Origin of the sequence: Micromonospora sp. NPDC002389, assembly GCF_040296095.1 — a bacterium.
Classification (GTDB): Bacteria; Actinomycetota; Actinomycetes; order Mycobacteriales; family Micromonosporaceae; genus Micromonospora.
In genome coordinates, this window is record NZ_JBEOWP010000001.1 from 430,530 (window position 1) to 454,355 (window position 23,826).

The 23,826-nt window shown below is 72.2% G+C and carries 21 protein-coding genes; 7 read left to right on the top strand and 14 right to left on the bottom strand.

All coding sequences use genetic code 11. The features are described 5' to 3' along the window. Window positions 1–3: 3 nt before the first annotated feature. From ABT008_RS01935 to ABT008_RS01970, 8 genes are all read right to left on the bottom strand, one after another. Window positions 4–1,050 (bottom strand): hypothetical protein, encoded by a 1,047-nt coding sequence (locus ABT008_RS01935; RefSeq protein WP_350692816.1) that lies wholly within the window; start codon window positions 1,048–1,050, stop codon window positions 4–6. Window positions 1,051–1,165: 115 nt separating this feature from the next. Continuing rightward, window positions 1,166–2,518, bottom strand: coding sequence for a phosphoglucosamine mutase (gene glmM, locus ABT008_RS01940; RefSeq protein ID WP_350692818.1), 1,353 nt, complete (start codon window positions 2,516–2,518; stop codon window positions 1,166–1,168). A 117-nt stretch (window positions 2,519–2,635) separates the two neighbouring features. After that, a complete protein-coding gene (gene rpsI / locus ABT008_RS01945; RefSeq protein WP_102658823.1) occupies window positions 2,636–3,100 on the bottom strand; it encodes a 30S ribosomal protein S9 in 465 nt (154 codons plus the stop codon). 20 nt (window positions 3,101–3,120) lie between these two features. After that, entirely contained in the window at window positions 3,121–3,564 is a 444-nt protein-coding gene (gene rplM, locus ABT008_RS01950) for a 50S ribosomal protein L13 (RefSeq protein ID WP_350692820.1), read from the bottom strand. A gap of 206 nt (window positions 3,565–3,770) precedes the next feature. Continuing rightward, window positions 3,771–5,141, bottom strand: a complete 1,371-nt coding sequence (locus tag ABT008_RS01955) for an MFS transporter (protein ID WP_350692822.1) — start codon at window positions 5,139–5,141, stop codon at window positions 3,771–3,773. Window positions 5,142–5,247: 106 nt separating this feature from the next. Next, window positions 5,248–5,541, bottom strand: coding sequence for a type II toxin-antitoxin system PemK/MazF family toxin (locus tag ABT008_RS01960; protein WP_350692824.1), 294 nt, complete (start codon window positions 5,539–5,541; stop codon window positions 5,248–5,250). Beyond that, window positions 5,531–5,818 carry a hypothetical protein gene (locus tag ABT008_RS01965; RefSeq protein ID WP_387260316.1) on the bottom strand — a complete coding sequence of 96 codons (288 nt, stop codon included), beginning with the start codon at window positions 5,816–5,818 and terminating at the stop codon, window positions 5,531–5,533. Before ABT008_RS01965 ends, ABT008_RS01960 begins: the two co-directional genes overlap by 11 nt. A gap of 27 nt (window positions 5,819–5,845) precedes the next feature. After that, window positions 5,846–6,565, bottom strand: a complete 720-nt coding sequence (locus ABT008_RS01970) for a class I SAM-dependent methyltransferase (RefSeq protein ID WP_350692826.1) — start codon at window positions 6,563–6,565, stop codon at window positions 5,846–5,848. A 163-nt stretch (window positions 6,566–6,728) separates the two neighbouring features. Between ABT008_RS01970 and ABT008_RS01975 the strand changes: the two genes are divergently transcribed. From ABT008_RS01975 to ABT008_RS01995, 5 genes are read left to right on the top strand one after another with little or no spacing between them, the layout of a single operon-like run. Further along, a complete protein-coding gene (locus ABT008_RS01975) occupies window positions 6,729–9,065 on the top strand; it encodes a molybdopterin oxidoreductase family protein (protein WP_502890319.1) in 2,337 nt (778 codons plus the stop codon). 38 nt (window positions 9,066–9,103) lie between these two features. Then, entirely contained in the window at window positions 9,104–10,543 is a 1,440-nt protein-coding gene (locus ABT008_RS01980; RefSeq protein ID WP_350693176.1) for an FAD-dependent oxidoreductase, read from the top strand. Further along, a complete protein-coding gene (gene nirB / locus ABT008_RS01985) occupies window positions 10,540–13,062 on the top strand; it encodes a nitrite reductase large subunit NirB (protein WP_350692827.1) in 2,523 nt (840 codons plus the stop codon). The genes ABT008_RS01980 and nirB overlap by 4 nt, the downstream gene beginning before the upstream one ends. Then, entirely contained in the window at window positions 13,059–13,409 is a 351-nt protein-coding gene (nirD, locus tag ABT008_RS01990; RefSeq protein ID WP_350692828.1) for a nitrite reductase small subunit NirD, read from the top strand. Before nirB ends, nirD begins: the two co-directional genes overlap by 4 nt. Continuing rightward, on the top strand, window positions 13,410–14,498 hold the full coding sequence (locus tag ABT008_RS01995; RefSeq protein ID WP_350692830.1) for a uroporphyrinogen-III synthase: 1,089 nt from the start codon (window positions 13,410–13,412) through the stop codon (window positions 14,496–14,498). A 78-nt stretch (window positions 14,499–14,576) separates the two neighbouring features. Here the strand turns inward: ABT008_RS01995 and ABT008_RS02000 are convergent, their stop codons facing one another. From ABT008_RS02000 to ABT008_RS02015, 4 genes are all read right to left on the bottom strand, one after another. Then, the gene (locus ABT008_RS02000) at window positions 14,577–15,200 is read right to left on the bottom strand and encodes a GTP-binding protein (protein WP_117226207.1); all 624 of its coding nucleotides are present in this window, start codon (window positions 15,198–15,200) and stop codon (window positions 14,577–14,579) included. Beyond that, on the bottom strand, window positions 15,181–15,546 hold the full coding sequence (locus tag ABT008_RS02005; protein WP_117226208.1) for a DUF742 domain-containing protein: 366 nt from the start codon (window positions 15,544–15,546) through the stop codon (window positions 15,181–15,183). Before ABT008_RS02005 ends, ABT008_RS02000 begins: the two co-directional genes overlap by 20 nt. An 86-nt stretch (window positions 15,547–15,632) precedes the next feature. Further along, the gene (locus tag ABT008_RS02010) at window positions 15,633–16,040 is read right to left on the bottom strand and encodes a roadblock/LC7 domain-containing protein (protein WP_007465177.1); all 408 of its coding nucleotides are present in this window, start codon (window positions 16,038–16,040) and stop codon (window positions 15,633–15,635) included. Continuing rightward, a complete protein-coding gene (locus tag ABT008_RS02015; RefSeq protein ID WP_350692833.1) occupies window positions 16,037–19,153 on the bottom strand; it encodes a sensor histidine kinase in 3,117 nt (1,038 codons plus the stop codon). The genes ABT008_RS02010 and ABT008_RS02015 overlap by 4 nt, the downstream gene beginning before the upstream one ends. 447 nt (window positions 19,154–19,600) lie before the next feature. Between ABT008_RS02015 and ABT008_RS02020 the strand changes: the two genes are divergently transcribed. After that, on the top strand, window positions 19,601–20,782 hold the full coding sequence (locus ABT008_RS02020; RefSeq protein ID WP_350692835.1) for an ABC transporter substrate-binding protein: 1,182 nt from the start codon (window positions 19,601–19,603) through the stop codon (window positions 20,780–20,782). A 6-nt stretch (window positions 20,783–20,788) separates the two neighbouring features. Here the strand turns inward: ABT008_RS02020 and ABT008_RS02025 are convergent, their stop codons facing one another. Both ABT008_RS02025 and ABT008_RS02030 read right to left on the bottom strand, forming a co-directional pair. Further along, window positions 20,789–21,649 (bottom strand): ABC transporter permease, encoded by an 861-nt coding sequence (locus ABT008_RS02025; protein WP_350692836.1) that lies wholly within the window; start codon window positions 21,647–21,649, stop codon window positions 20,789–20,791. A 101-nt stretch (window positions 21,650–21,750) separates the two neighbouring features. Beyond that, window positions 21,751–22,773 carry an ABC transporter substrate-binding protein gene (locus tag ABT008_RS02030; RefSeq protein ID WP_350692838.1) on the bottom strand — a complete coding sequence of 341 codons (1,023 nt, stop codon included), beginning with the start codon at window positions 22,771–22,773 and terminating at the stop codon, window positions 21,751–21,753. 269 nt (window positions 22,774–23,042) lie between these two features. On the opposite strand from ABT008_RS02030, the gene ABT008_RS02035 reads away from it, so the two are divergent. Further along, window positions 23,043–23,825, top strand: coding sequence for an ABC transporter ATP-binding protein (locus ABT008_RS02035; RefSeq protein WP_350692840.1), 783 nt, complete (start codon window positions 23,043–23,045; stop codon window positions 23,823–23,825). Window position 23,826: the final 1 nt, after the last annotated feature.

Consider the following 23,826-nt stretch of genomic DNA (forward strand, 5'->3'; position numbering starts at 1 on the left):
CGGTCACTGCGCCCGGGCCCGGCGGCGCGCCGCCGACCAGGTCAGCACCATCGCGACGAGAAGGAGCAGCGGCGCGAGCTGAGCCAGCTCGGCGGCGGACCGGACGTCGTGGGTGACCGCGAGGAAGCGGGCCCGCTCGGCGGCGTCCTGCCACTGCTCCGGGTTCAGCTGGAGGAAGTCGTGGGCGATGAAGAGCGCGAGCGCCACCGGCACCGTCACGAGCAGCAGCGGCAGCCGCCACCGGGTCGACCGGCGCGCCGCGGCCCACCAGACCAGGGCGGCCAGCGCCACGGTGCCGACCATGACGACCACCGAGGCGGTGCCCAGGCCGAACCATCGGACGGTGCTGCGGTCCAGCTCGGTGGCGCTCGCGCCGTACACGGTCACCCACGGTGCCGCGAGGCCGGCGAGCAGGGCCACGGTGCCGGCGCCCGCCACCACGAACCGGCCGGCACCCGGCCACCAACTGGCCAGGACGACCCCCGCCAGGGTCGCCACGCCGAGCACCGCGAACGTCAGGCCCATGCTGTCGTAGCCGAACCGGATCGCCCCGTAGTCGTCGTCGAGCACCGGCGTCAGCCGCCGGACGACCTCCGCCCAGCGGGCCGCAGTCTCGTCCGGCCCGGACGAGACGCGGTGGGCGGCACCGACCAGCACCGTCGACATGGCCAGCAGGGCGCCGCCCGCCGCCACGGCCGCCGCGCGTCCGGCCCGCCCGTCCAGCACCGTCGCGGCCAACGCCAGCATGATCAGCGGCAGCAGTACGGCCAGGTAGGCCCAGCCCCAGCCGCCGATCTCGGTGAGGCTGAGCGCGGCGGTGGAGTCCTGGTGGATCAGCGAGTCGTCCCGGCTGCCCAGCACCCGCAGCGACACCTCGGACCACGGCACCGCGACCGAGGCGGCGATCAGCCCCAACGCCAGCAGGATCGCGAGCAGCCGTCCCCAGCGGGCCCCGAGCCAGCTCTCCGGCGCGTCCGACGCGGTCGCGTCCGACGGGAGGTCGGCGGGCTGGTCGACGGCGCCGAGGGAGCCGGGGTGAGACACGGTCACCTCCAGGATGGGGGCGGTCGGGCGGGACGGCGGTCGTCATGGTCGCACGACACACCTCGGGGCAGGGGGCAGCACGGCCGTCATGCCGCGTGTAGCGGCTCGGCCGTCGCCTCGGTCAGGCCGGGCTGGCCGTGCGGACGTGTTCGGCGATCCGCTCGGCGACCTCCCGCGCGGTCGCCTCGGTGGCCGCCTCGACCATCACCCGCACCAGCGGCTCGGTGCCCGAGGGACGCAGCAGCACCCGTCCGGTCTCCCCCAGCTCGGCCTCGGCGCGTTCCACCTCGGCGCGTACGGCGGGCGCGGCGGCACCGACGGTGCGGTCACCGACCGGCACGTTGATCAGCACCTGCGGCAGCTTGGTCACCACCGCCGCGAGGTCCGCCAGGGTACGGCCGGTGGCGGCCATCCGGGCCATCAGGTGCAGCCCGGTCAGCACCCCGTCGCCGGTGGTGGCGTACGCGGGCATGACGATGTGTCCACTCTGCTCGCCGCCCAGCGCCAGCCCGGAGGCGCGCAGCTCCTCCAGCACGTACCGGTCGCCCACCTTGGTCTCGATCAGCCGGATGCCCTCGCCCGACATGGCCAGGCGCAGACCGAGGTTGCTCATCACGGTGGCGACCAGGGTGTCCCCGGTCAGCGTGCCGGCCTCCCGCATGGCCAGCGCCAGGATCGCCATGACCTGGTCGCCGTCGACCTCGTCGCCGTCGGCGGTGACCGCCACGCAGCGGTCGGCGTCGCCGTCGTGCGCGATGCCGAGGTGCGCGCCGTGCTCGACCACGGCCTGCTGCAGGGCGGCGATGTGGTTCGAGCCGCACTCGTCGTTGATGTTGAGCCCGTCCGGCTCGGCGTAGATCGCGACGACCTCGGCACCGGCCTCCCGGTAGGCGGCCGGGGCGACCTCGGCGGCGGCGCCGTTGGCGCAGTCCACCACGACCTTGATCCCGTCGAGCCGGTGCGGCACGGTGCCGGCCAGGTGCTGCACGTAGTGGTCGGCGCCGTCGAGCAGGTCGTGCACCCGGCCCACCCCCGCGCCGACCGGCCGCTTCCAGGCGGTGGTGGCGTTGGCCTCGATGGCCGCCTCGATCCGCATCTCGATCTCGTCGGGCAGCTTGTGTCCACCGGCGGCGAAGAGCTTGATCCCGTTGTCCGGCATCGGGTTGTGCGAGGCGGAGAGCATCACCCCGAGATCCGCCTTGGCCTCGGCGGTGAGGAACGCCACCGCCGGGGTGGGCAGCACGCCGACCCGGACCACCGTCGCACCGGCGCTGGTCAGTCCGGCGACCACGGCCGCCTCCAGCATCTCGCCGCTGGCGCGGGTGTCCCGACCGACCACGGCGATCGGGGCGTGACTGCGATCCGACTCGGCGAGGGTGTGCGCGGCGGCGACGGCCACCGAGAGCGCCAACTCCGGGGTGAGGTCGACGTTCGCCCGCCCGCGTACGCCGTCCGTGCCGAACAAGCGGCCCATACCCACCAACCTCCGATGAAACTGCCGTTGTAGGTGAAAAGCGGACGGCCGGTCCACCTCCCCGTGTCGAGGGAGGTGGACCGGCCGTCCGTCAGAAGTACAAGGTGCGGCTGGAGATCAGCGCTTCGAGTACTGAGGAGCCTTACGGGCCTTCTTGAGGCCATACTTCTTGCTCTCCTTGACCCGGGCGTCACGGGTCAGGAAGCCGGCCTTCTTCAGGGCCGGGCGGTCGTCGGGCTCGTTGACGATCAACGCCCGGGCGATGGCCAGCCGCAGCGCACCGGCCTGGCCGGTGGTGCCGCCGCCCCGCAGGTTGGCGATCACGTCGAACGCCTCGGGCTTCTCGGCGGTGACCAGCGGGTCCTTGATGAGCTGCTGGTGCACCTTGCTCGGGAAGTACGCTTCGAGGTCGCGCCCGTTGCAAGTGATCTTGCCCGTGCCCGGCACGATCCGGACTCGGACGATGGCCTCCTTGCGCCGACCCACGGTCTGGATCGGGCGGTCACCACGAGGCGCGCGGGCGACGGGCGCCGGCGCCTCGGTGGCCTCGGGGGCGACCTCGGTGGCGGTGATGTCGGTCATGCTGCTTCCTTCGCCCGCGCTCACTGCGCGATCTGCTTGATCTCGAACGGCGCCGGCTGCTGCGCGCCGTGCGGGTGCTCGGCACCGGCGTAGACCTTCAGCTTCTTGATCAGCTGACGGCCGAGCTTGTTGTGCGGGAGCATCCCCTTGACAGCCAGCTCGATGGCCCGCTCGGGGCGCTTGGCGAGCAGCTCCTCGTAGCCGACCTGCTTCAGGCCGCCCGGGTAGCCGGAGTGGCGGTAGGCGATCTTCTGCTGACGCTTGTTACCGGTCAGCGCGACCTTGCCCGCGTTCACGATGACGACGAAGTCGCCCGTGTCGACGTGCGGCGCGAAAGTCGGCTTGTGCTTGCCCCGCAGCAGCGTGGCGGCGTGGGTGGCCAGGCGGCCCAGCACGACATCAGAGGCGTCGATGACGTGCCACTGACGCTCGATCTCACCCGGCTTCGGGCTGTACGTACGCACAGGTCTACCTTGTCTCGTCGTCGGTCTGGGGTAGCGCGCCGAGGTGACCAGGGCTTCCCGGCCGGACCAGCGCGCACGAACGACCAAGCGTACCTTAGGCGGCACGCCCACAGATGTCGTACAACAGCAGGCAACGATACCCGCAGCCCCGTCGGCCGGTCAAAACGGGGGTCCGGCGGGCGCGCCGGACGGGCGGAGCGTACCCCTCAGACCCGCGCCCGCGCCATCCGGGATCCCGGCCGCAGGTACGCCACCCAGGTGACCGCCAGCAACACCAGGAAGAAGCCCACGTAGAAGCGCAGTGCCGGCTGGATCCCGCCGTAGGTCGACCGGGCCCAGGCGTAACAGATCGGCACCAGGAAGCCGCCGAAGGCACCGACCGAGGAGATGATGCCCAGCGCGCCGGCGGCCTGCCGGCGCATCGCCAGCATCACCTCCGGGGTACCGCCCAGGTCCTCGCCCTTGACCCGGAAGATCTTGCTGATCATCCGGTAGGTCGAGCCGTTGCCCACCCCGGTGGCGACGAAGAGCAGCAGGAAGGCCGCGAAGAAGAGGGTCATGCTGCGCCGCTCCACCGACCAGAGGGCGGCCAGCGCGCCGACGGCCATCAGCACGAAGCTGACCACGGTGACCCGGGCGCCACCGACGAGGTCGGCCAGGCGACCGCCGAAGGGCCGGCAGAACGAGCCCACCGCGGCACCGAGGAACGCCCAGGCCAGCGCCGTGTCCGGTCGGCCGAACACCGAGGTGAGCAGCGTCGGGAAGGCCGCCGAGTAGCCGATGAACGAGCCGAAGGTGCCGATGTAGAGCAGGGACATGACCCAGGTGTCCCGGTGCCGCAACGACGACCAGACCGGCCCCACGTCCGCCTTGGCCTCGACCAGGTTGTCCATGAAGAGGTACGCGCAGACCGCGGCGATCACCGCGAGCGGGATGTACATCAGCCCGGCCCGGGCCAGCACGAGCCCACCGCCGAGCACGATCACCTGCGGCACGACGAACTGCACCACCGCGACGCCGATGTTGCCGCCGGCCGCGTTGAGCCCCAGCGCCCAGCCCTTCTCGCGTTCCGGATAGAAGAAGGAGATGTTGGCCATGCTGGAGGCGAAGTTGCCGCCACCGAGGCCGGCGCTGGCGGCGATCAGCAGCAGCGGCAGGAAGCCGATCTCGGGATGCTCGACCGCCCAGGCCAGACCGGCGCAGGGCACGATCAGCAACAGCGCGGAGACGACCGTCCAGTTCCGTCCGCCGAACACCGGCACGGCGAAGGTGTACGGCAACCGCAGCAGCGCGCCCACCCCGCTCGGTACGGCGGTCAGCCAGAGCGCCTGGCTGGTGGTCAACTGCCATCCGGCGTCACCGAGCCGGACGACGACGATGCTCCACAGCAGCCACACCGAGAAGCCGATGTGCTCGGCGAAGATCGACCAGATGAGGTTGCGCCGGGCGATCCGGCTGCCGGTCGTACGCCAGAATCCCGGATCCTCCGGCGTCCAGTGCCCGATCCAGCGACCGGGCCGGCGGTCCAGGTCCGGCTTGTCCTCGATAACCTCGGGGCGCGCGTTCGTGGTGGTCATGCGCCGAAGTTAGGAATCGAGCGTTACCGTGGCGTTCGTCCTCGGGGTCGGCGGCGCAACGGGGAGCGCACCGGCGCCGCGCGCCGGTGGTGAGGAACGGGCCCGGTCAGAGCTGCTGGAGGATGCGCAGCGCCCGGTCGATCTGCCGCATGGTCTCGGCGTCGGCCACGTCCACACACTCGGCGAACCACTTCTTCATCGGTGACGAGATCCGGTCCGGCATCACCACCCAGCCGCCCATCGGCACCGCCAGGGGCGAGTCGCGCAGCAGCGCCGCCTCGACCACCTCGGCGACGATCACGATGGGCACCGCAGTGGAGTTGTAGACGTCCGAGCTGATCACGAGCCCGAGTCGCTCACGGGCCCCGGCGATCCGCCAGACCTCGCCCCTACGCAGCACGCGGGCGACCGCCGAAGAGCAGGTCGTCGACCATGCCCACCTCCTGCGCGTCGGCCAGCGAGGCGGACTCCAGGTCCAGTCCCGCCCGCCCGACCGCGGCGGCGTGCGCCGCGAAGACCTCACGCAGGGCCTTCTCCCGGGCCGCCTGGTCCATCCAGGCCGACAGGGAGAGCCCTTCGCGCTTGGCGAACCGCCGGGCCTCCGCGATCGTCTCGTCGGAGAACGACAGAGTCACCTTGGCTGTCATGCCGGTCAGACTACCCGCCGGTATGACCATCAGTCATCCGTCGGATACCGCGAGCGGTCACCCGACGGTCGGGCCGGTGACGCCCGGGGCTCGGCCGCCGAAGACGGCGAATCGCCACGCCTTGAAGAAGCAGTCCACCTCGGTCAGCCCCGCCTCGGACAGCCAGCGGCACTGCTCCCCCACGGACGCGGGCCGGTCGTACGCCATCCGCTGCGCGGCGGCGGCGATCTCGTCGGCGTCGGAGCCGCGCGCGGTGATCTGCGCCAACCAGACCTCGTGGTAGCACCGGTCCAGCTCGGCCGTCGGCCCGGCGACCTGCTCGGCGTTGACGAAGACGCCACCGGGCACCAGGGCCTCGGCGGCCCGCCGGTAGAGGTCCCGCTTGCCGGCGTCGTCGAGGTGGTGGACGGCGAGCGCACTGACCACGGCGTCGTAGCGTCCGTCGGGCAGCGGGTCGGTCAGGTCGGCCACCACCACCCGGTGCGGCACCCCACGGCTGGTGAGCTGCTCGGCGGCGACGGCCAGCATCTTCGGCGCGGCGTCGACGAGGGTCAGCCGGACTCCGGGCACGGCGGCGGCGACCAGCGACGACAGCAGACCGGTCCCGGCGCCCAGGTCCAACACCTCGGGGGTACGCCCGGCGGCGCGGGCGGCGCGCAGCGCCGGCTCGACGACCTCGACGGCGGTGCCGTAGAACCCGTCGAAACAGGGCACCAGTCGCCGCCGCGCGGCGTCGTAGCTGCCGGCCACCGCGTCGAACGCCTGAGCCACATCCATGTCGATCCCCTTCGCCGAAGCCTTCCCGAATATCAGGATTCTTGTCCCATATTCTAGACCCCTCGACCCCGCGCGCAGCCGACGTGCGGTGTGAGGCGCTCTTGACAGGGCCGAAACAAACGGGACGCTGGCCGGAAACCGCCCAACGGCACGCTTTGCCGACATGACAGACGGTGCACGGTTCGCGACTCGACCGGGGCGAGCGCCCCGGGAGGTGGCGACACACTGCCCGTACTGCGCCCTCCAGTGTGGGATGACCCTGCGCCAGGAAGAAGACCAGGTCTCCGTACTCCCCCGGGACTTCCCGACCAACCGGGGCGGCCTCTGCCAGAAGGGCTGGACCTCCGCCGAACTGCTCGACCACCCCGACCGGCTGACCACCCCGCTGCTGCGCGACCCGGCCACCGGCCGACTGCAACCGGCGAGCTGGGACGCCGCGCTGGACCGCATCGTCACCGGACTGGGCGAGGTGCAGCAGCGGCACGGCCGCGACGCCGTCGCCGTCTTCGGCGGCGGCGGGCTCACCAACGAGAAGGCGTACGCGCTGGGCAAGTTCGCCCGCGTGGCGCTACGCACCCGGCACATCGACTACAACGGGCGGTTCTGCATGTCCTCGGCCGCCGCCGCCGGAATGCGGGCCTTCGGGGTCGACCGGGGACTGCCGTTCCCGCTGGCCGACCTGGGCCGGGCGGACACCCTGCTGCTGGTCGGCGCGAACCCGGCCGAGACCATGCCACCGCTGGTGCGCTGGCTGACCGAGCAGCGGCAACGCGGCGGCACGCTGATCGTGGTCGACCCGCGCGCCACCGCCACCGCCCGCCAGGCGGACCTGCACCTGCAACCCCTGCCCGGCACCGACCTGGCGGTAGCCAACGCGCTGCTGCACATCGCGCTGACCGAGGGCTACGTCGACGGGTCGTACGTCGCCACCCGAACCCGGGGCTTCACCGACGTACGCCGTACCGTGGCGGGCTGGTGGCCGGTCCGGGCCGAGGCGCTCTCCGGCGTGCCGGTGGCAGACCTGGAGGCGACCGCCCGCGCCCTCGGCACCGCCGAACGGGCGATCATCCTCACCGCCCGAGGCGCGGAGCAGCACGCCAAGGGCGTCGACACGGTCACCGCCTTCGTCAACCTGGCGCTCGCCCTCGGGCTGCCGGGACGGCCCGGCTCCGGGTACGGCTGCCTGACCGGGCAGGGCAACGGCCAGGGTGGCCGGGAGCACGGGCAGAAGGCCGACCAGCTACCCGGTTACCGCAAGATCGACGATCCGGCGGCCCGGGCGCACGTCGCGGAGGTCTGGGGCGTACCCGAGGACGAGTTGCCCGGTCCGGGCGTACCGGCGTACCAGTTGCTCGATTCGCTGGGCACCACGGACGGGCCCCGGGCGTTGCTCGTCTTCGGCTCCAACCCGGTGGTCTCCGCGCCGCGCGCGGCCCGGATCGAGAACCGGCTGCGCGACCTGGACCTGCTCGTCGTCGCCGACTTCCTGCTCTCCGAGACCGCCGCGCTGGCCGACGTGGTACTGCCCACCGCGCAGTGGGCCGAGGAGGACGGCACCATGACCAACCTGGAGGGACGGGTGCTGCGCCGCCGCGCGCTCCGCCCCCCGCCGACCGGCGTCCGCACCGACCTCGCCATCCTCGCCGACCTCACCACCCGCCTAGCTGTGAAAGGAAGGGACCCTTCCCATCGCCTCGTGCATAGCAAGGGTCCCCTCCTAACATCCGCCGTGGGCGCGGGCGCGGGCACGGGTGCGGGTGCGGGTGCCGACGCAGGTGCGGGCGCGGCTGCGGGTCCGGCGGGAGCGGATCCGCAGGCGGTGTTCGAGGAACTTCGGCGGGCCTCGGCGGGCGGGCTCGCCGACTACGCCGGGATCAGTTGGGACCGTATCGACGAAGCGGACGGGGTGTTCTGGCCCTGCCCGCGCAGTGACGAGCCGGACTCGCCCCGACTCTTCGCGGACCGGTTCGCCACCCCGGACGGGCTGGCCCGGTTCCACCCGGTGGAGCACCGGCCGGCGACCGAGGAGGTCTGTCCGGAGTATCCGCTGTACTTCACCACCGGCCGGGTACTCGCCCAGTACCAGTCGGGCACCCAGACCCGCCGGGTGGCGGCGCTGCGCCGGGCCGCTCCCGATGCGTTCGTGGAGTTGCACCCCGACCTGGCCGACCGGCTCGGGGTGACCGACGGCGAACCGGTCCGGGTGGTCTCCCGGCGGGGCGAGTTCCGGGCGCCCGCCCGGCTGAGCCCGGCAATCCGGCCGGACACCGTCTTCGCGCCGTTCCACTGGGGCGGCGCGGCACGGGCCAACTCCGTCACCAACGACGCGGTCGACCCGATCTCCGGCATGCCCGAGTTCAAGATCTGCGCCGTCCGCCTGGAGAAGGTCCCGCATGGCGGCGCGGAGCGCAGCGGAGCGGTGGCAAGCGAGCACCAGCGAGCGACCGAGCAGGACGCCGGACGTCATGGCGACGCGGAGCGCAGCGGAGCGGTGACATGACCGAGCGCCAGCGAACGGATCAGCAGCTCCGCGTCGGCATGAGCGGCGATCGGGTGGTCGTGGTCGGCAACGGGATGGCCGGTGCCCGGTTGGCGAGCGAGCTACGCGGGCGGGGCGGGGACCTGAAGGTCACCGTGCTCGGTGCGGAGCCGCACCGGGCGTACAACCGGATCATGTTGTCCACGCTGCTCACCGGCAAGATCAGCGAGCTGGACGTGGAGTTGGCGGAGGCCGCCGGGCGGGGTGTCGACGTCCGCACCGGGGTCGCCGTCCGGGCCGTCGACCGGGCCGCCCGGGAGGTACGCACCGACGACGGCGACCGGATCCGCTACGACCACCTGGTGCTCGCCACGGGTGCGCGGGCGGTGGTGCCGCCGCTGCCCGGGCTCGATCCGGCGCACCTGCCGGACCGGGTGATCGCGTTCCGCACCCTGGACGACTGCCGGCGCATCATCGCGACGGCCCGAGGCGCCCGGCGGGCACTGGTGCTCGGTGGCGGGCTGCTCGGCCTGGAGGCGGCCCGGGGACTCGCCGCCCGAGGACTCGACGTCGCGGTGGTGCACCGGGTGCCGTACCTGATGGAGCGGCAGCTCGACGCCGTGGCCGCCACGATGCTGGCCGGCACGCTCGCCGGCCTGGGGGTGACCACCCATCTGGCCGTCACCCCGACGGCGCTCGCGGCGGACGCCACCGGGGTACGCATGGAGCTGTCCGACGGGCGGTCCCTCGACGCCGACCTGCTGGTGCTGGCGTGCGGGGTACGCCCGGAGACCGCCCTGGCCGAGGCGGCCGGGTTGGCGGTGGACCGGGGTGTGCTGGTCGACGACCGGCTGCGTACCGACGACGAGCGGATCTCGGCGATCGGTGACTGCGCCCAGCACGGCGCCGCACCGACGGGGCTGGTGGCACCGGCCTGGGCGCAGGCCCGGGTGGTCGCCCACCTGCTGACCGGGGAGGACCCGTCGGCCCGGTACCGGCCCCGGCCGGTGGTGACCCGGCTCAAGGCGGCCGGCATCGACCTGGCCTCGATGGGTGACCCGACCGGTGGCCCCGGCGAGGAGCTGACCTTCGCCGACCCGGCCCGGGGCACGTACGCGCGGTTGCGGATCCACGACGAGCGGCTGGCCGGGGCGATCCTGCTCGGCGACAACCCGTCGGTGGGCACCGTGGTCCAGCTCTTCGACCGGGGCCAACCGGTTCCCGCCGACCGGCGGGCGCTGCTGCTGGGCCGGTCGCTCGGTGGTGCCGTCGCCGCTCCGGCCGCGTCCCCGGCGCTGATGCCGGACGCGGCCACGGTGTGCCAGTGCAACACGGTCAGCAAGGGCGCCCTGGTGGCCTGCTGGCGCGGCGGAGCCCGCACCGTCGACGACGTCGTCGCCGGGACCAGAGCCGGGACCGGCTGCGGCGGATGCCGCGACGCGGTCGCCGGCATCGTCGACTGGTTGTCCAGATCGGATCCGGTGGAGGTGGGACGATGACCGGCGGCAGCGTGGTCGTGATCGGCAACGGCATGGTCGGGCAACGGTTCGTCGACGCGGTGCGGTCGCGCGATCCGCAGGGACGGTGGCGGGTCACCGTCCTCGCCGAGGAGACCCGACCCGCGTACGACCGGGTGCGGCTCTCCGCGTACTTCGACGGGGCCGACGCGGACGAGTTGAACCTGCACACCCCGCACGACGGCGTCGAGTTGCGCCTCGGCGAGCCGGCCGTCAGGGTGGACCGGGCCCGTCGGGTGGTCACCACGGCGAGCGGCGAGCACCCGTACGACGTGCTGGTCCTGGCCACCGGGTCGTCGGCGTTCGTGCCGCCGGTGGCGGGTACGGACCTGCCGGGGGTGTTCGTCTACCGGACGCTCGACGACCTCGCGGCGATCCGCGAGCACGCGCGGGGCCGACGTACCGGCGCGGTGATCGGCGGCGGTCTGCTCGGCCTGGAGGCGGCGAACGCGCTGCGCCTGCTCGGGTTGGCCACGCGCGTGGTGGAGTTCGCGCCCCGGCTGATGCCGGTGCAGGTCGACACCGCCGGTGGCGCGATGCTGCGCCGCTACGTCGAGGAGCTGGGCGTGGCCTGTCACCTGGGGGTGGCGACCACCGCGTTGCGGCCCGGCCCGGACGGCACGGTCGGCGCCCTGGAGCTGGCCGACGGCTCGCTGCTCGACACCGACCTGGTGGTGGTGGCCGCCGGCATCCGGCCCCGCGACGAGCTGGCCCGCGCGGCCGGGCTGGAGGTCGGCCCGCGCGGCGGCGTACTGGTCGACGACGCGTGCCGGACCTCCGACGAGCGGATCTACGCGGTCGGCGAGTGCGCGGCGGTGCAGGGCACCTGCTACGGGCTGGTCGCCCCCGGGTACGCGATGGCCGAGGTGGTGGCCGATCGGCTGGTCGGCGGGGAGGCCACCTTCCCGGGTGCGGACACCGCCACCAAGCTCAAGCTGCTCGGTGTCGACGTGGCCTCCTTCGGTGACGCGCACGGCACCACGCCCGGGTGCCTGGACGTGACCTGGACCGATCCGGCCACCCGGGTCTACGCCAAACTGGTCCTCTCCGACGACGCGACGACGCTGCTCGGCGGGGTGCTGGTGGGCGACGCGTCGGCGTACCCGACGTTGCGGGCCAGCGTCGGCGGGCCGTTGCCGGCCGCGCCGCTGGCGCTGCTCGCCCCCGAGCAGGCGGCGGGTGCGGCGGCGAGCGCGCTGCCCGCGTCCGCCCAGGTGTGTTCCTGCAACGCGGTCACCCGGGGCGACGTGGACGCGGCGATCGCGGCCGGCTGCGCGGACGTGCCCGCGGTGAAGGCGTGCACCCGAGCCGGCACCAGTTGCGGCTCGTGCGTGCCGATGCTCAAGCAGTTGCTCGACGCGGCCGGTGTGGTCCAGTCCCGGGCGTTGTGCGAGCACTTCGACGTCAGCCGGCAGGAGCTGTTCGACATCGTCCGGGTACGCGGCATCCGGACGTTCTCCCGGCTGATCGCCGAGCACGGTCGGGGGCGGGGCTGCGACATCTGCAAACCGGTCGTCGCCTCGATCCTCGCGTCGCTGGGCAACGGGCACATCCTCGACGGCGAGCAGGCGTCGTTGCAGGACACCAACGACCACTTCCTGGCGAACCTGCAACGCGACGGCAGCTATTCGGTGGTACCGCGGATCCCGGGCGGGGAGATCACCCCGGAGAAGCTGATCGTGATCGGCGAGGTGGCCCGCGACTTCCGGCTCTACACCAAGATCACCGGCGGGCAGCGGATCGACCTGTTCGGCGCGCGGGTCGACCAGTTGCCGCAGATCTGGCGTCGACTGGTCGACGCCGGTTTCGAGTCCGGGCACGCGTACGGCAAGGCGCTGCGGACGGTGAAGTCCTGCGTGGGCTCCACCTGGTGCCGGTACGGCGTACAGGACGCGGTCGGCCTGGCCGTCGCCCTGGAGCTGCGCTACCGGGGACTACGCGCCCCGCACAAGATCAAGTCAGCGGTCTCCGGCTGTGCCCGGGAGTGCGCCGAGGCACGCAGCAAGGACTTCGGCATCATCGCCACCGAGACCGGCTGGAACCTCTACGTCGGCGGCAACGGAGGCTTCCGGCCCCGGCACGCCGACCTGTTCGCCACCGACCTGTCCACCGAGGCGCTGATCAGGACGATCGACCGGTTCCTGATGTACTACGTCCGCACCGCCGACCGGCTGCAACGCACCGCCGCCTGGATCGAGGCGATGGAGGGCGGACTCGACCACCTCCGGTCGGTGATCGTGGACGACTCGCTCGGCCTCTGCGCGGACCTGGACGCCGCGATGGCCCGGCACGTCACGTCCTACTCGGACGAGTGGCGGGACGTGCTCGACGACCCGGACCGGCTGCGCCGGTTCACCTCCTTCGTCAACGCGCCGGACGTACCCGACCCGTCGATCACCTTCGCGACCGAACGCGGACAACCCGTCCCGGTCGGCGGCCGATCACCCGCATCCGACGCCCGCCAGCCGGTCACCCTCGGACTGCCGGAGGTGCGGCGATGAGCATCGCGACGACGACGCGGCGCTGGCACGCGGTCTGCCCGCTGGACCGGCTGGACCCGGACCGGGGCGTCGCCGCCCTCGTCGACGGGGTGCAGGTGGCGCTCTTCCGCACCGAGGACGGGCTGTACGCGATCGACAACCGCGACCCGGTCGCCGAGGCGTACGTGCTGTCCCGGGGCATCGTGGGCAGCCGGCAGGGCGTGCCCACGGTCGCCTCGCCGCTGCACAAGCAGGTGTACGACCTGCGTACGGGGGTTTGTCTCGACCTGCCCGGCGTCGCCGTGGCCCGGCACGAGATCCGTTGCCGGGACGGCATGGTCGAGGTGCGGCTGCGACAGGAGGGGTGAATGGGCGAGGAACTGGCCGGCTTCACCATCGGGGTGACCGCCGACCGACGGCGGGACGAACTCGCCGCGCTGTTGCAACGGCGCGGTGCCCGGGTGGTGCTCGCTCCCGCCCTGCGGATCGTGCCGCTCGCCGACGACACCGAGCTGCGCGAGGCGACCCGGACCTGTCTGGACCGTCCACCGGACGTGTTGATGGCGAACACCGGGATCGGTATGCGCGGGTGGCTGGAGGCCGCCGAGGGCTGGGGGTTGGCCGAGCCGCTGCGCTCGGTGCTCGGCGGCGCGTACGTGGTGGCCCGGGGCCCCAAGGCCCGGGGCGCGATCCGGGCCGCCGGGCTGCACGACCAGTGGTCCCCGGAGTCGGAGAGCTGCGACGAGGTGGTCGACCACCTGCGTCGGCGGGGCGTGGCCGGGCAGGTGATCGCCATGCAGTTGCACGGCGAGCGGCAACCGGAGTGCACCCGCGCGCTGGAGGACGCCGGGGCCACGGTCATCGAGATCCCGGTCTACCGGTGGGCCCCGCCGACCGACCCGGCCCCGCTGCACCGGCTGGTCGACCTGGTGGCCGGCCGGTTGGTGGACGCGGTCACGTTCACCTCGGCACCGGCCGCGGAGGCATTGCTGCGGGCCGCCGGTGACCGCACGGAGACGGTGCTGGAGGCCCTGCGCGGTGACGTGCTGGCCAGTTGTGTCGGCGCGGTCACCGCCGAGCCGCTGGTGCGCCGGGGCGTGCCGGTGAGCGCGCCGAGCCGGGCGAGGTTGGGTGCGCTGGTCCGCACCATCGTCGACGAACTGCCCCGCCGGACGGTCACCATCAAGGCCGCCGGACACCTGCTCACCCTGCGGGGACACGCGGCGGTGATGGACGGCGAGCTGAGACCGCTCGCCCCGGCGCCGATGGCGGTGCTGCGGGCGCTGGCCCAGACGCCGGGCCGGGTGCTGTCGCGTACCGCCCTGCTGCGGACGTTGCCGCGCGGCGCCGACGAGCACGCGGTGGAGATGGCGGTGGCCCGACTGCGCGCCGGCCTCAAGGCCCCCCGGGTGGTGCAGACGGTCGTCAAACGCGGCTACCGGCTGCGGGTCGACTGACCGCACTGACCGCACTGCCGCACTGACCGCACGAAGGAGCCCGCCGGTGGAGATCCACCGACGGGCTCCCGCCGACACTCAGCCGACCGGGGTCGGAAAGCCCCGGTCGTGCTCGGCCTGCAACCGCGCCATGGCGTGCTCGACGACGGTCATCAGCACCCGCTTGACCGAGTCGCGCTGCCGGGCGTCGGTCAGCACCAGCGGTACGTCCGGCGAGATGGCCAGCGCCTCGCGGACCTCCTCCAGTTCGTACTGCTGCGCGCCGTCGAACCGGTTCAGCGCCACCACGTACGGCAGCCGGCGGCTCTCGAAGTAGTCGAGCGGAGCGAACGCGTCGGTGATCCGGCGGGTGTCCACCAGCACCGTGGCACCCACCGCGCCCCGAATGATCTCGTCCCACATGAACCAGAACCGGGTCTGCCCGGGTGTGCCGAAGAGGTACAGGATCAGGTCCTGCGCCATGGTGATACGGCCGAAGTCCATGGCGACCGTGGTGGTCTCCTTGCCCGGCACCTTGGACGGGTCGTCGATCCCGACGCCCGCCGCGGTCATCACCGCCTCGGTGGTCAGCGGTGTGATCTCCGAGATCGCGCCGACCAACGTGGTCTTGCCGACACCGAAGCCACCCGCGACGACGATCTTCGCGGAGATGATTCCCCGGCTCTGGCGGGCCCCGGCGGGGTCATAGCTCGCGAAGTCCACTCAGCACCCTTCCCAGCATTTCCATCCGCTCCTCGAAACCTGTGGCGGGAGCGGCCGTCTGAAGCGTCAACAGGCCCTCGGCCACCATGTCGGCGACCAACACCCGGGCGACACCCAGCGGTAGCCGGGTGTACGCGGCGATCTCCGCCAGCGATTCGGGCCGGCTCTCGCAGACCATGGCGATGCGATGCTTGTCATGCCCGGCAAACCGCGACTCGGCGATCTGGGTGGGGCTGGCTACCAGCACCGCTTCCAAGGCGATGTCCTGCCGCGGCTCGGTCCGTCCCCGGGTGACCGCGTACGGCCGCACCAGTGCACCACGCGGGTCACGTCGGTGTTGCTCCATCCGCGATCACCTCCTCTCCCCTCCGCCGGCATGTCGCCACCGGATCTCCTCCGTACCGACGCGGGATTGCGCCGGTGCTGTCCCTGTTATGACCGCACCGCGTCCCGGGGCAGCGGCACCAGCGCTGCTCCGACCCGCTCGACCAGCAGTGCCATCTCGTAACCCACCTGCCCGACGTCGCAGCTACGCGCCGCGAGCACGGCCATCGACGACCCGTCGCTGATCGACATCAGGAACAGGTAGCCGCTGTCCATCTCGATGACCGTCTGCAGCACCCCGCCGGCACTGAACATCCGCGCGGCACCCTCGGTCAGGCTCACCACGCCGGAGGTGATCGCAGCGAGCTGGTCCGCCCGGTCCCCCGGCAGGTCGCGGGAGGAAGCGAGTAGCAGTCCGTCGGCGGACACCGCCACCACGTGGGCGATACCCGCCACGCTGTCGGCGAAGTTGGTGAGCAGCCAACCCATGTCCTGCATGGCCGCTGGCCTGTTCATCGGCTCGTCTCCTTGGTCGAGGTGCTGTCCTGACTCGCTCCGGCCGTCCGTCCGCGCTGCACGCCACGGTGGTAGGCCGAGAGCAGACCGCGTACTTCGTCCGGCGTACGGCGGCTGCGCTCACGTCCGCTCCGGGGCTCGATCCCACCGGGGACGAGCTGTTGCTGCGGCACCCGCTTGGGCAGTCCGGACCGGGTGGTGCCGGCCGGGGTCGGCTCGGCCGCCTTGCTGGCCCGCGTCCAGCCCTCGTCGGCCGCGGTCCGCCAGGCGTCGGACTCCGGTGCCGGGGACGCCGCGGGGGGCGCCGCCGGGGGCGGCGTGGCCGGCGCGGCGCGCGGCGGCGTCGGCGGTGGCGGCGCGGCGGCCGGAGTCACCGTGGGCAGTTGCGTGGTCGCGGCGGTCGCCGCAGCCGGTGACGACTGGTACGGGGGTGGTGGCGCGGGCTGCGCGGCGGCTGCCGCACCGGGTGTACGAGTGGGCAACGGGCTCCGTCCCCGAGTCGGCTCGACAGCCGGCGTGGGTGGGCCGGCAGCCGGTTGCGGCGGCTCGTCGAACTGCGGTCGGCTGAAGATGGCGGTGGCGTCGTTGCCGTGTGAACGGAACCAGACCGCCTCCATCTCGCGGAAGATCGGCGCCTCGGCCTGGGGTTCCGGCGGGGCGGTGATCGGCGCGGTGGCCTGTGGCGCGGTGGCGGCCAGGCTGGCGCCCAGGCCACGGAAGGGCGTCTCGGACTGCGGGGTGGCACCCACACCGAACGCGGTCGGCGCGCTCATCGGCGCTCCGGCGACCGGACCGGCCGGCAGCACCGGCTCGGGTCGGGCGGCGGGCGGCGCGCTGCGCTGCGGCAGCGGGTCCAGCGACGGCTGGGCGACTGTCGGCGTACCGGCGTTGAAGCCACCGGCGAAGGCGGGCGGCGCGGTACGGGCCGGCGGAGCGGGCGGCTCCGGTGTCGGGGCCGGGTTCGCGGCCGGCCACGGCGCCGACGAGGGGGTGCTGTCGCGCCACCGCTCGGTCGTCAACGTGGCGAGGTTGCTGCGACCGGCGCCGGTGAGCGGCTCGGTGGGGGCCGCCGGTGGCGTCGTCGGGGTCTGCTCGACGGCGAGCGGCTGACGCGGCCGGTTGATCTGGTCGCGGCCCCGCAGGCTCGGCAGGATCACCGTCGAGGCCGGCAGGGTGATCTGCGCCACGGTGCCGCCCTCGACGTTGCGGCGCAGCTCGACCCGGATGTTGTAGCGGGCCGCGAGCCGGCTGACCACCGCGAGACCCATCAGCCGGAAGGCGGCCACGTCGACGGTCGACGGTGCGGCGAGCCGCCGGTTGAGCGAGTCGAGCTGCTCGTCGCTCAGGCCCAGGCCCCGGTCCTCGATCTGGATGAGCACGTAGTCGCGGATGCGGCGGCCGTCGGCGACCACGGTGGTGTTCGGCGGCGAGAAGCGGGTGGCGTTGTCGAGCAACTCGGCCACCAGCCGCACCACGTCGTTGACCGCGTGCGCGGCCACCGAGACGTCGGTGTCGACCGTGCCGAACTCGATCCGGTTGTAGAGCTCCACCTCGGACTGCGCGGCGCGCAGCACGTCCACCAGCAACGCGTCGTCGCGACGCGGCACGGCCGAGTCCGCGCCGGCCAGCACGAGCAGGTTCTCGTCGTTGCGGCGCATCCGGGTGGCGAGGTGGTCGAGCTCGAAGAGCTGGGCGAGCCGCTTCGGGTCCTCCTCGCCACGCTCGATCGCGTCGAGTTCGCCGATCATCCGGTCGACCAGGGTCTGACTACGCCGGGCCAGGTTGAGGAACATCGCCGAGACGCTGGTCCGCAGGGCCGCCTGTTCGGCCGCGACCCGGACCGCCTCCCGGTGTACGACGTTGAAGGCCAGGGCGACCTGCCCCACCTCGTCGCGGTTGTTGAGCTGGATCGGGTCCCGTACCTCGCGGACGATCTCGTCGACGCTGCCGTCGCTGACGTTGCCCATGCCCTGGAGGCGGCGCACCGCCTCGGGCAGGTCGTGGTTGGCCACCGAGAGCGCGCCCTCACGCAGCCGCCGCAGCGAGTGGTTCAGCGAACGGGCCAGCACCACGGCCAGCGTCACCGCGATGATCAGGGTGAGCAGGACCAGCGTCGACTCGACGATGGCCTGCCGGATGACGCCGGTACGAGCCTGCTCGGCCTGGGCGAGCAGCCGGTCCTGGAGCTCGATCTCGGCCCATCGCATCAGCTCGTTGACGGCGCCGATCGCCGCGGTGGCGTCCTGGGCGCTGATCGGCGAGCGGTTGCCCACCGAGCGGCTGATGTCGGTGGCGATCCGGTCGGCCAGCACCACCGCGTCACCGGAGACGGTGGTCTCGACCAGGGCCCGCTGAGTGGGGTCGGCGGCCAGCGAGAAGGCCAGTAGCGCCTCCTGCTGCCCGGTCAGGGTGGCCACGAACGCGGAGAACTGCTCGTTGTCGAGCCGGCCCCGGCTCAACGCGGTGAACGCGATCGACTGCTCCTCGGCGACGGCGGCCTTCGCACGGGCGAAGGCGGCCACCGCGCGGCGGCTGTCGGCCAACTGCTCCTCGCCCGGTAGCTGGGCCAGGCCGTCGCCGTAGGCGACCAGGTCGGCCAGGACCACGCCGTACCGCAGGGCCGCCTCGGCGACCTCCATCTGGGAGCGGTCGAGCACCTCCTGCCGGGTGCCGTCCAGGGTGTCCAGGTGCGTGTCGATGGTCCGCAGGCGGTCGCCGACCGCGCTGGGCACCTCACCGATCTTGGACCGCTCCGCGCGGTACGCGTCGATCCGTTGCTGGGTCTGACGGACCCGCAGGTTGTACGCGTCGGCCTGCGGCTGCGGCTGGGCCAGATAGGCCGCCGCCGCCATCCGTTCGGCGTGCAGGTCGTTGGTGAGCGCGGAGATGTTGATGGACAGTGCGGTCAGCGACCGCGCCTGGGTGGCGTCGTAGGCGCCCTCGCCGACGGAGACGAGTCGGACGGTGGCCAGCGCGATGACCGCGGCGACCGGCACGACCAGGATCAGCGCCAGCTTGGACCGGATCCGCGCGTCACGCAGCCGGAACAGGCGGCGAGGCGCCTTCGGCACGGCGTCACCGCTGGCGGGCAGGGTCGTCGGTCCGGTGCTCACGACATCGCCTCCGTCGTTTTCTCCACGCCTGGCCCGTCGATCCGTGCATGGAGCGACGGCCAGCGCCACGCGCGGCACGGCCGCGATTTCATCAGACGAGATCGTGTTTGGGAAGCCGCAGGCGGGCAGGAATCGGTCGGACGTCGCGCATCCCGTGATCCGGTCAACTAATACCTACATTTCCACAGCGCCCTGAACAGGGCATGTAACTCCAGAGTGGCGAAGCATGTCGCCACAGTGAGCAACGGAAAACATCTGGTTACCCCAACATGTGGGATCGGCGTCCCGAAACGCCTCCAGTGGTCCCGCTTGACCGCAGCGCCCGGCATTGGCAAGGTTTTGCAGGCTTCGCGCACACGGTACGGCAGACCCTTCCCAATTATCCACTGTGGACGGTCGCCGCCACCAGTGACCGGGCCCCGCCCGCGCCACACCAGGAGGACTGAGTTGACCCCCTTCCGCTCCGCGACCGCCACGGCGCTCGCATCCACCCTGCTGGCTTCCCTGCTCGCCGGCTGCCAGTTCGGCGGGGAGGCAACGGACACGAGCCCGATCGTCATCGCCGCCGACCTGGAGCTCTCCGGAGCGGCGGCCGGAGTCGGCAAGGCGTACCGGCAGGCGCTGGAACTCAAGGTCGAGCAGTTGAACGCGTCGGGTGCGTTGAACGGCCGTTCGATCGATCTGCGGGTGAAGGACAATCGTTCCGACGCCAGCGAGTCGCTGCGAAACATCGCGGACTTCAGCAACGATTCGGCGGTCAGCGCCATCATCATGGGCGGCTGCAACGAATGTGCGGTCGGCGCGGTGCGCACCATCAACGAAAAGCAGATCCCGACCATCGCGCTCGCTGCCGCCGGTGCCATCACCAGTCCGGTCGCAGAACGACGGTACGTGTTCAAATTGGCACCGAACGCAGCGGACAGCGCCGACGCGCTCACCGTCGAACTGAGTCGGCGGAACATCGAAACGGTCGGCATTCTGCACACCGAGGACACGTACGGCCGGGAGGGCGTCGCCGCGCTCCAGCGCGAGTTCGACAACGCCGGTATCCGGGTGGTAGCCCAGGCCTCGGTCCGGGGCACGGACACCGATGTGGACGGGCAGGCCGCCACGCTGGCCGCGGCCGACCCGGACGGGGTCATCATCTGGACCTCGCCGGAGCAGGCGATGCTCGCCGCCGCAGCGGTGAAGCGGGCCGACTTCACCGGGGCGCTGTACCTCGACGCCGCCGCTGCCGGCGACCTCTTCCTCGGGTCGGCCTCCCGGGCGGCGGAGCGGGCGACCCTGGTGTTCACCCAGACCATGGTGATCGACGACGTCATCGCCACCACCCCGGCCAAGGCGGCCCGCCGCCAGTGGTTCCAGGACTACACCGCCCGCTTCGGCGGCTACCACGGTTCGTCGTCCTTCGCGGCGGACGCCGTCCAGCTCATCGCCGACGCCGAACTGCGCTCCGGCGGACCGGCCGGACAGGTCGACCGCGAGGGCCTCCGCGACGTGCTGGAGACGTCCCAGTTGGACGGCCTGTCCGGACCGATCCGGATGACGCCGGACAACCACTCCGGGCTGATGCCGCAGGCGCTCACCACGCTGGTCGCCCGTAACGGCCGGTGGCGCCTGGCGGGTTGATCTCGCTCAGCGGCTGGAGGTGGTCTCGCGCACCCACGGCAGGCTGCGCCGCTCAACGAGCACCAGCACGGCGTAAAGCAGGATGCTGACCAGGGCGACGAGGATGATCGCCGCCCACGCCGTGGCGGTGTCGCCGATGCCCGCGTACTGCTGGATGACGAAGCCGAGACCACCCTCACCGGCCTGGAACTCGCCGATCACCGCGCCGATCGCGGCCAGCGGCATGGCGACCTTGAGCCCGACGAAGATCTGCGGCAGCGCGGCCGGGAAGCGGACCTTGCGGAACGCCTGCCAGCGGGAGGCGTTCCAGGAACGGACCAGTTCGGCCAACTCGGCCGAGGTGGTGGTCAGGCCGGTCGCGGTGGAGAGCACGATCGGAAAGAAGCAGAGCAGGAAGACCATCGTCAGGATGGGCTTCTGACCCCAACCGAGCGCCACCACCAACAGCGGGCCCAGGGTGATCTTCGGGACCGCGTTGACGGCGACCAGCAGCGGGGTGAACATCCGCTCGACCGTCCGCGAGGCGGCCAGCGACAGGCCGATCAGCACACCCGCCACCGCCGAGAGCAGGAAGCCGAGCAGGATCTCGCCGGTGGTGGTGACGGTGTGTTCGAGCAGCCGGTCCTGGCCCAGCCGGAAGGCGGTCAGCACGTCGCCGGGCGGCGGCAGGGCGGCCGGGTGGACCAGCTCCAGCCGGGCGACCAGCCACCACACGCTGAACGCGATCAGCAGGCCGGCGGCCGGCAGCAGCGCGGCCGTCACGCCGTCCCGCAGGTCTGCCGGCCGCCACCGCCGGCCCCGCGGTGCGGCCGGGGCCGGCTCCGGGGCGGGTGCCGCCTCCGGCTGCCGTGAGCGGACGTCGGTCATCGGATCCTCCTGCGGTTCGGGTGGTCAGACGCGGGATCGGGGTACGCCGTACCGGCTGACCGGCACGGCGTACCCCGCGGTGGAACTGGTGTGAACTGGAGTCAGGCCTTGGGGGCCAGGTTGAAGTCGACGATCTGGTCCGGGGTGAGGTCGGACTCCAGGGCACCGGCACCGCGCAGGATCGCGATGCTCTTGGCCACCCGACCGCTGTCCAGCGCGCCCAGGGCAGTGCCGGAGTTGCTGGAGCGGACGTACCCGGCCATCAGTTGCAGCTCGGCGGCGGCTGCGGCGGGCACCACGGCCTCGACGTTCTTGGCCAGGATCTCGGCGGCCTCCTGCGGGTTCTCCAGGGCGTACTCCAGGCCCTTGAGCAGCGCCTCGGTGAACCGCTTGACCATGTCCGGCTTGTCGGCGGCGATCTGCTTCGAGGTGACCAGCACCATGCCGTAGAGGTCCTGCATGACGTTGCTGTACGGCAGCAGGACGGCCTTCTTCTTGGTCACCGCCTCGATGGTCGGCTGGCCGACCACGAACTGGCCGATGCCGTCGACCGAGCCGGAGGCCAGCGTGCCCATCAGGGTCTGCGCGTCACCGTTGACCCAGGTCACCTTGTTGTAGTCGATGCCGGCCAGGCGCGCGTACGTCGGGAACAGGTTCCGGACGACCGAGCCGGGGGTGTCGGCGAGCTTCTTGCCCTCCAGGTCCTTCGGCGTGCTGATGCCGGTGCCCTCGACGGTCGCGATGGCGGCCATCGTGCGCTGCTGGATCGCCGCCACCGCGACGAAGTCCTTGGCCTGGCCGTTGCCGAGCGCGAGCAGACCACCGGTCAGGTCGATCGGACCGAACTGTGCCTGGCCGCCGACGATCGTCTGGATGACGCCGTTGGTGCCCTGGCCGGGCTTGATCTCGACGTCGAAACCGGCGTCCTTGAAGAAGCCCTTCTCCTTCGCCACCCAGGCGTAGGAGTCACGCCCGAAGTTGCCGAACGAGGTGAGGTAGGTCACCTGCTCCAGCGAGGACCCGACATTCTCGTCGGCATCGTCCGAGCCGCTGCTGCACGCGGAGACCAGGGCGAGCGCGGTGGCCATCGTGGCCGCGGCGACCGTACGGGTCAGCCTTCTCATCAGTACACCTTGTCCTTTCCCACCGGGGCGTCGCGGGCCTCCGGGAGGGGATGTTGGGGCGGTACCGGCAGCCTGGGACGGAAGCCGACACCGCGTATCGAGGGGACTCTTCGCGGGCACAGCGTACGAGAACCCCACCTTTGCGACGCCAGGCATACCGGGTTGCGGAACGGAAACAACTCATCTCCACCCCGGACGGTGAGATAACGGTGGAGACCGCTAACCTTTGGGGCCGAATCCTGACTACCCACTCAGGGAGGCCGCCGGAGATGATCCGCCTGTCCGAGGTGTCGCGCACCTTCGACGGCCGTAGTGGCCGCGTAGAGGCGTTGCGCGGCATCAACCTCGACGTGGCCGACGGCGAGTTCATCGCCGTACTCGGCCGCTCCGGCTGCGGCAAGTCGACCCTGCTCCGACTGATCGCCGGACTGATCCCGGTCACCTCGGGTGAGATCACCGTGGGCGGCGAGACGGTCACCCGCCCGCGCCGGGACATCGCCATGCTGTTCCAGCGGCCGGCCCTGCTGCCGTGGCGCACGGTGCTGGACAACGTCCTGCTGCCGGTGGAGATCTTCGGCTGGAAGCGGAACGACTACCGGGAGCGCGCCCGGCAACTACTCGACGTGGCCGGGCTGGCCGGCTTCGAGAAGCGGCTCCCGCACGAACTCTCCGGCGGCATGCAGCAGCGCGTCTCGCTGTGCCGGTCCCTGATCGGCGACCCCCGCGTGATGCTGATGGACGAGCCCTTCTCGGCGTTGGACGCGCTCACCCGGGAGGAGCTGTCCGGCGAGTTGCAGCGGGTGCACATGCGCAACCGGGCCACCATCGTCTTCGTCACCCACTCCATCGACGAGGCGGTGCTGCTGGCCGACCGGGTGATCGTGCTCAGCCCGCGCCCCGGCCGGGTCCGCAAGATCGTCGACGTGGCCATCCCCCGCCCCCGTACGCTGGGCCGCAACGCGCACCTGGCGGAGGTCGCCCAGGTCAGCGCCGACCTGCACGAGCTACTCATGGAGCGGGACCACCCGGCGACCGCCGGCACGCCGAGGTAGC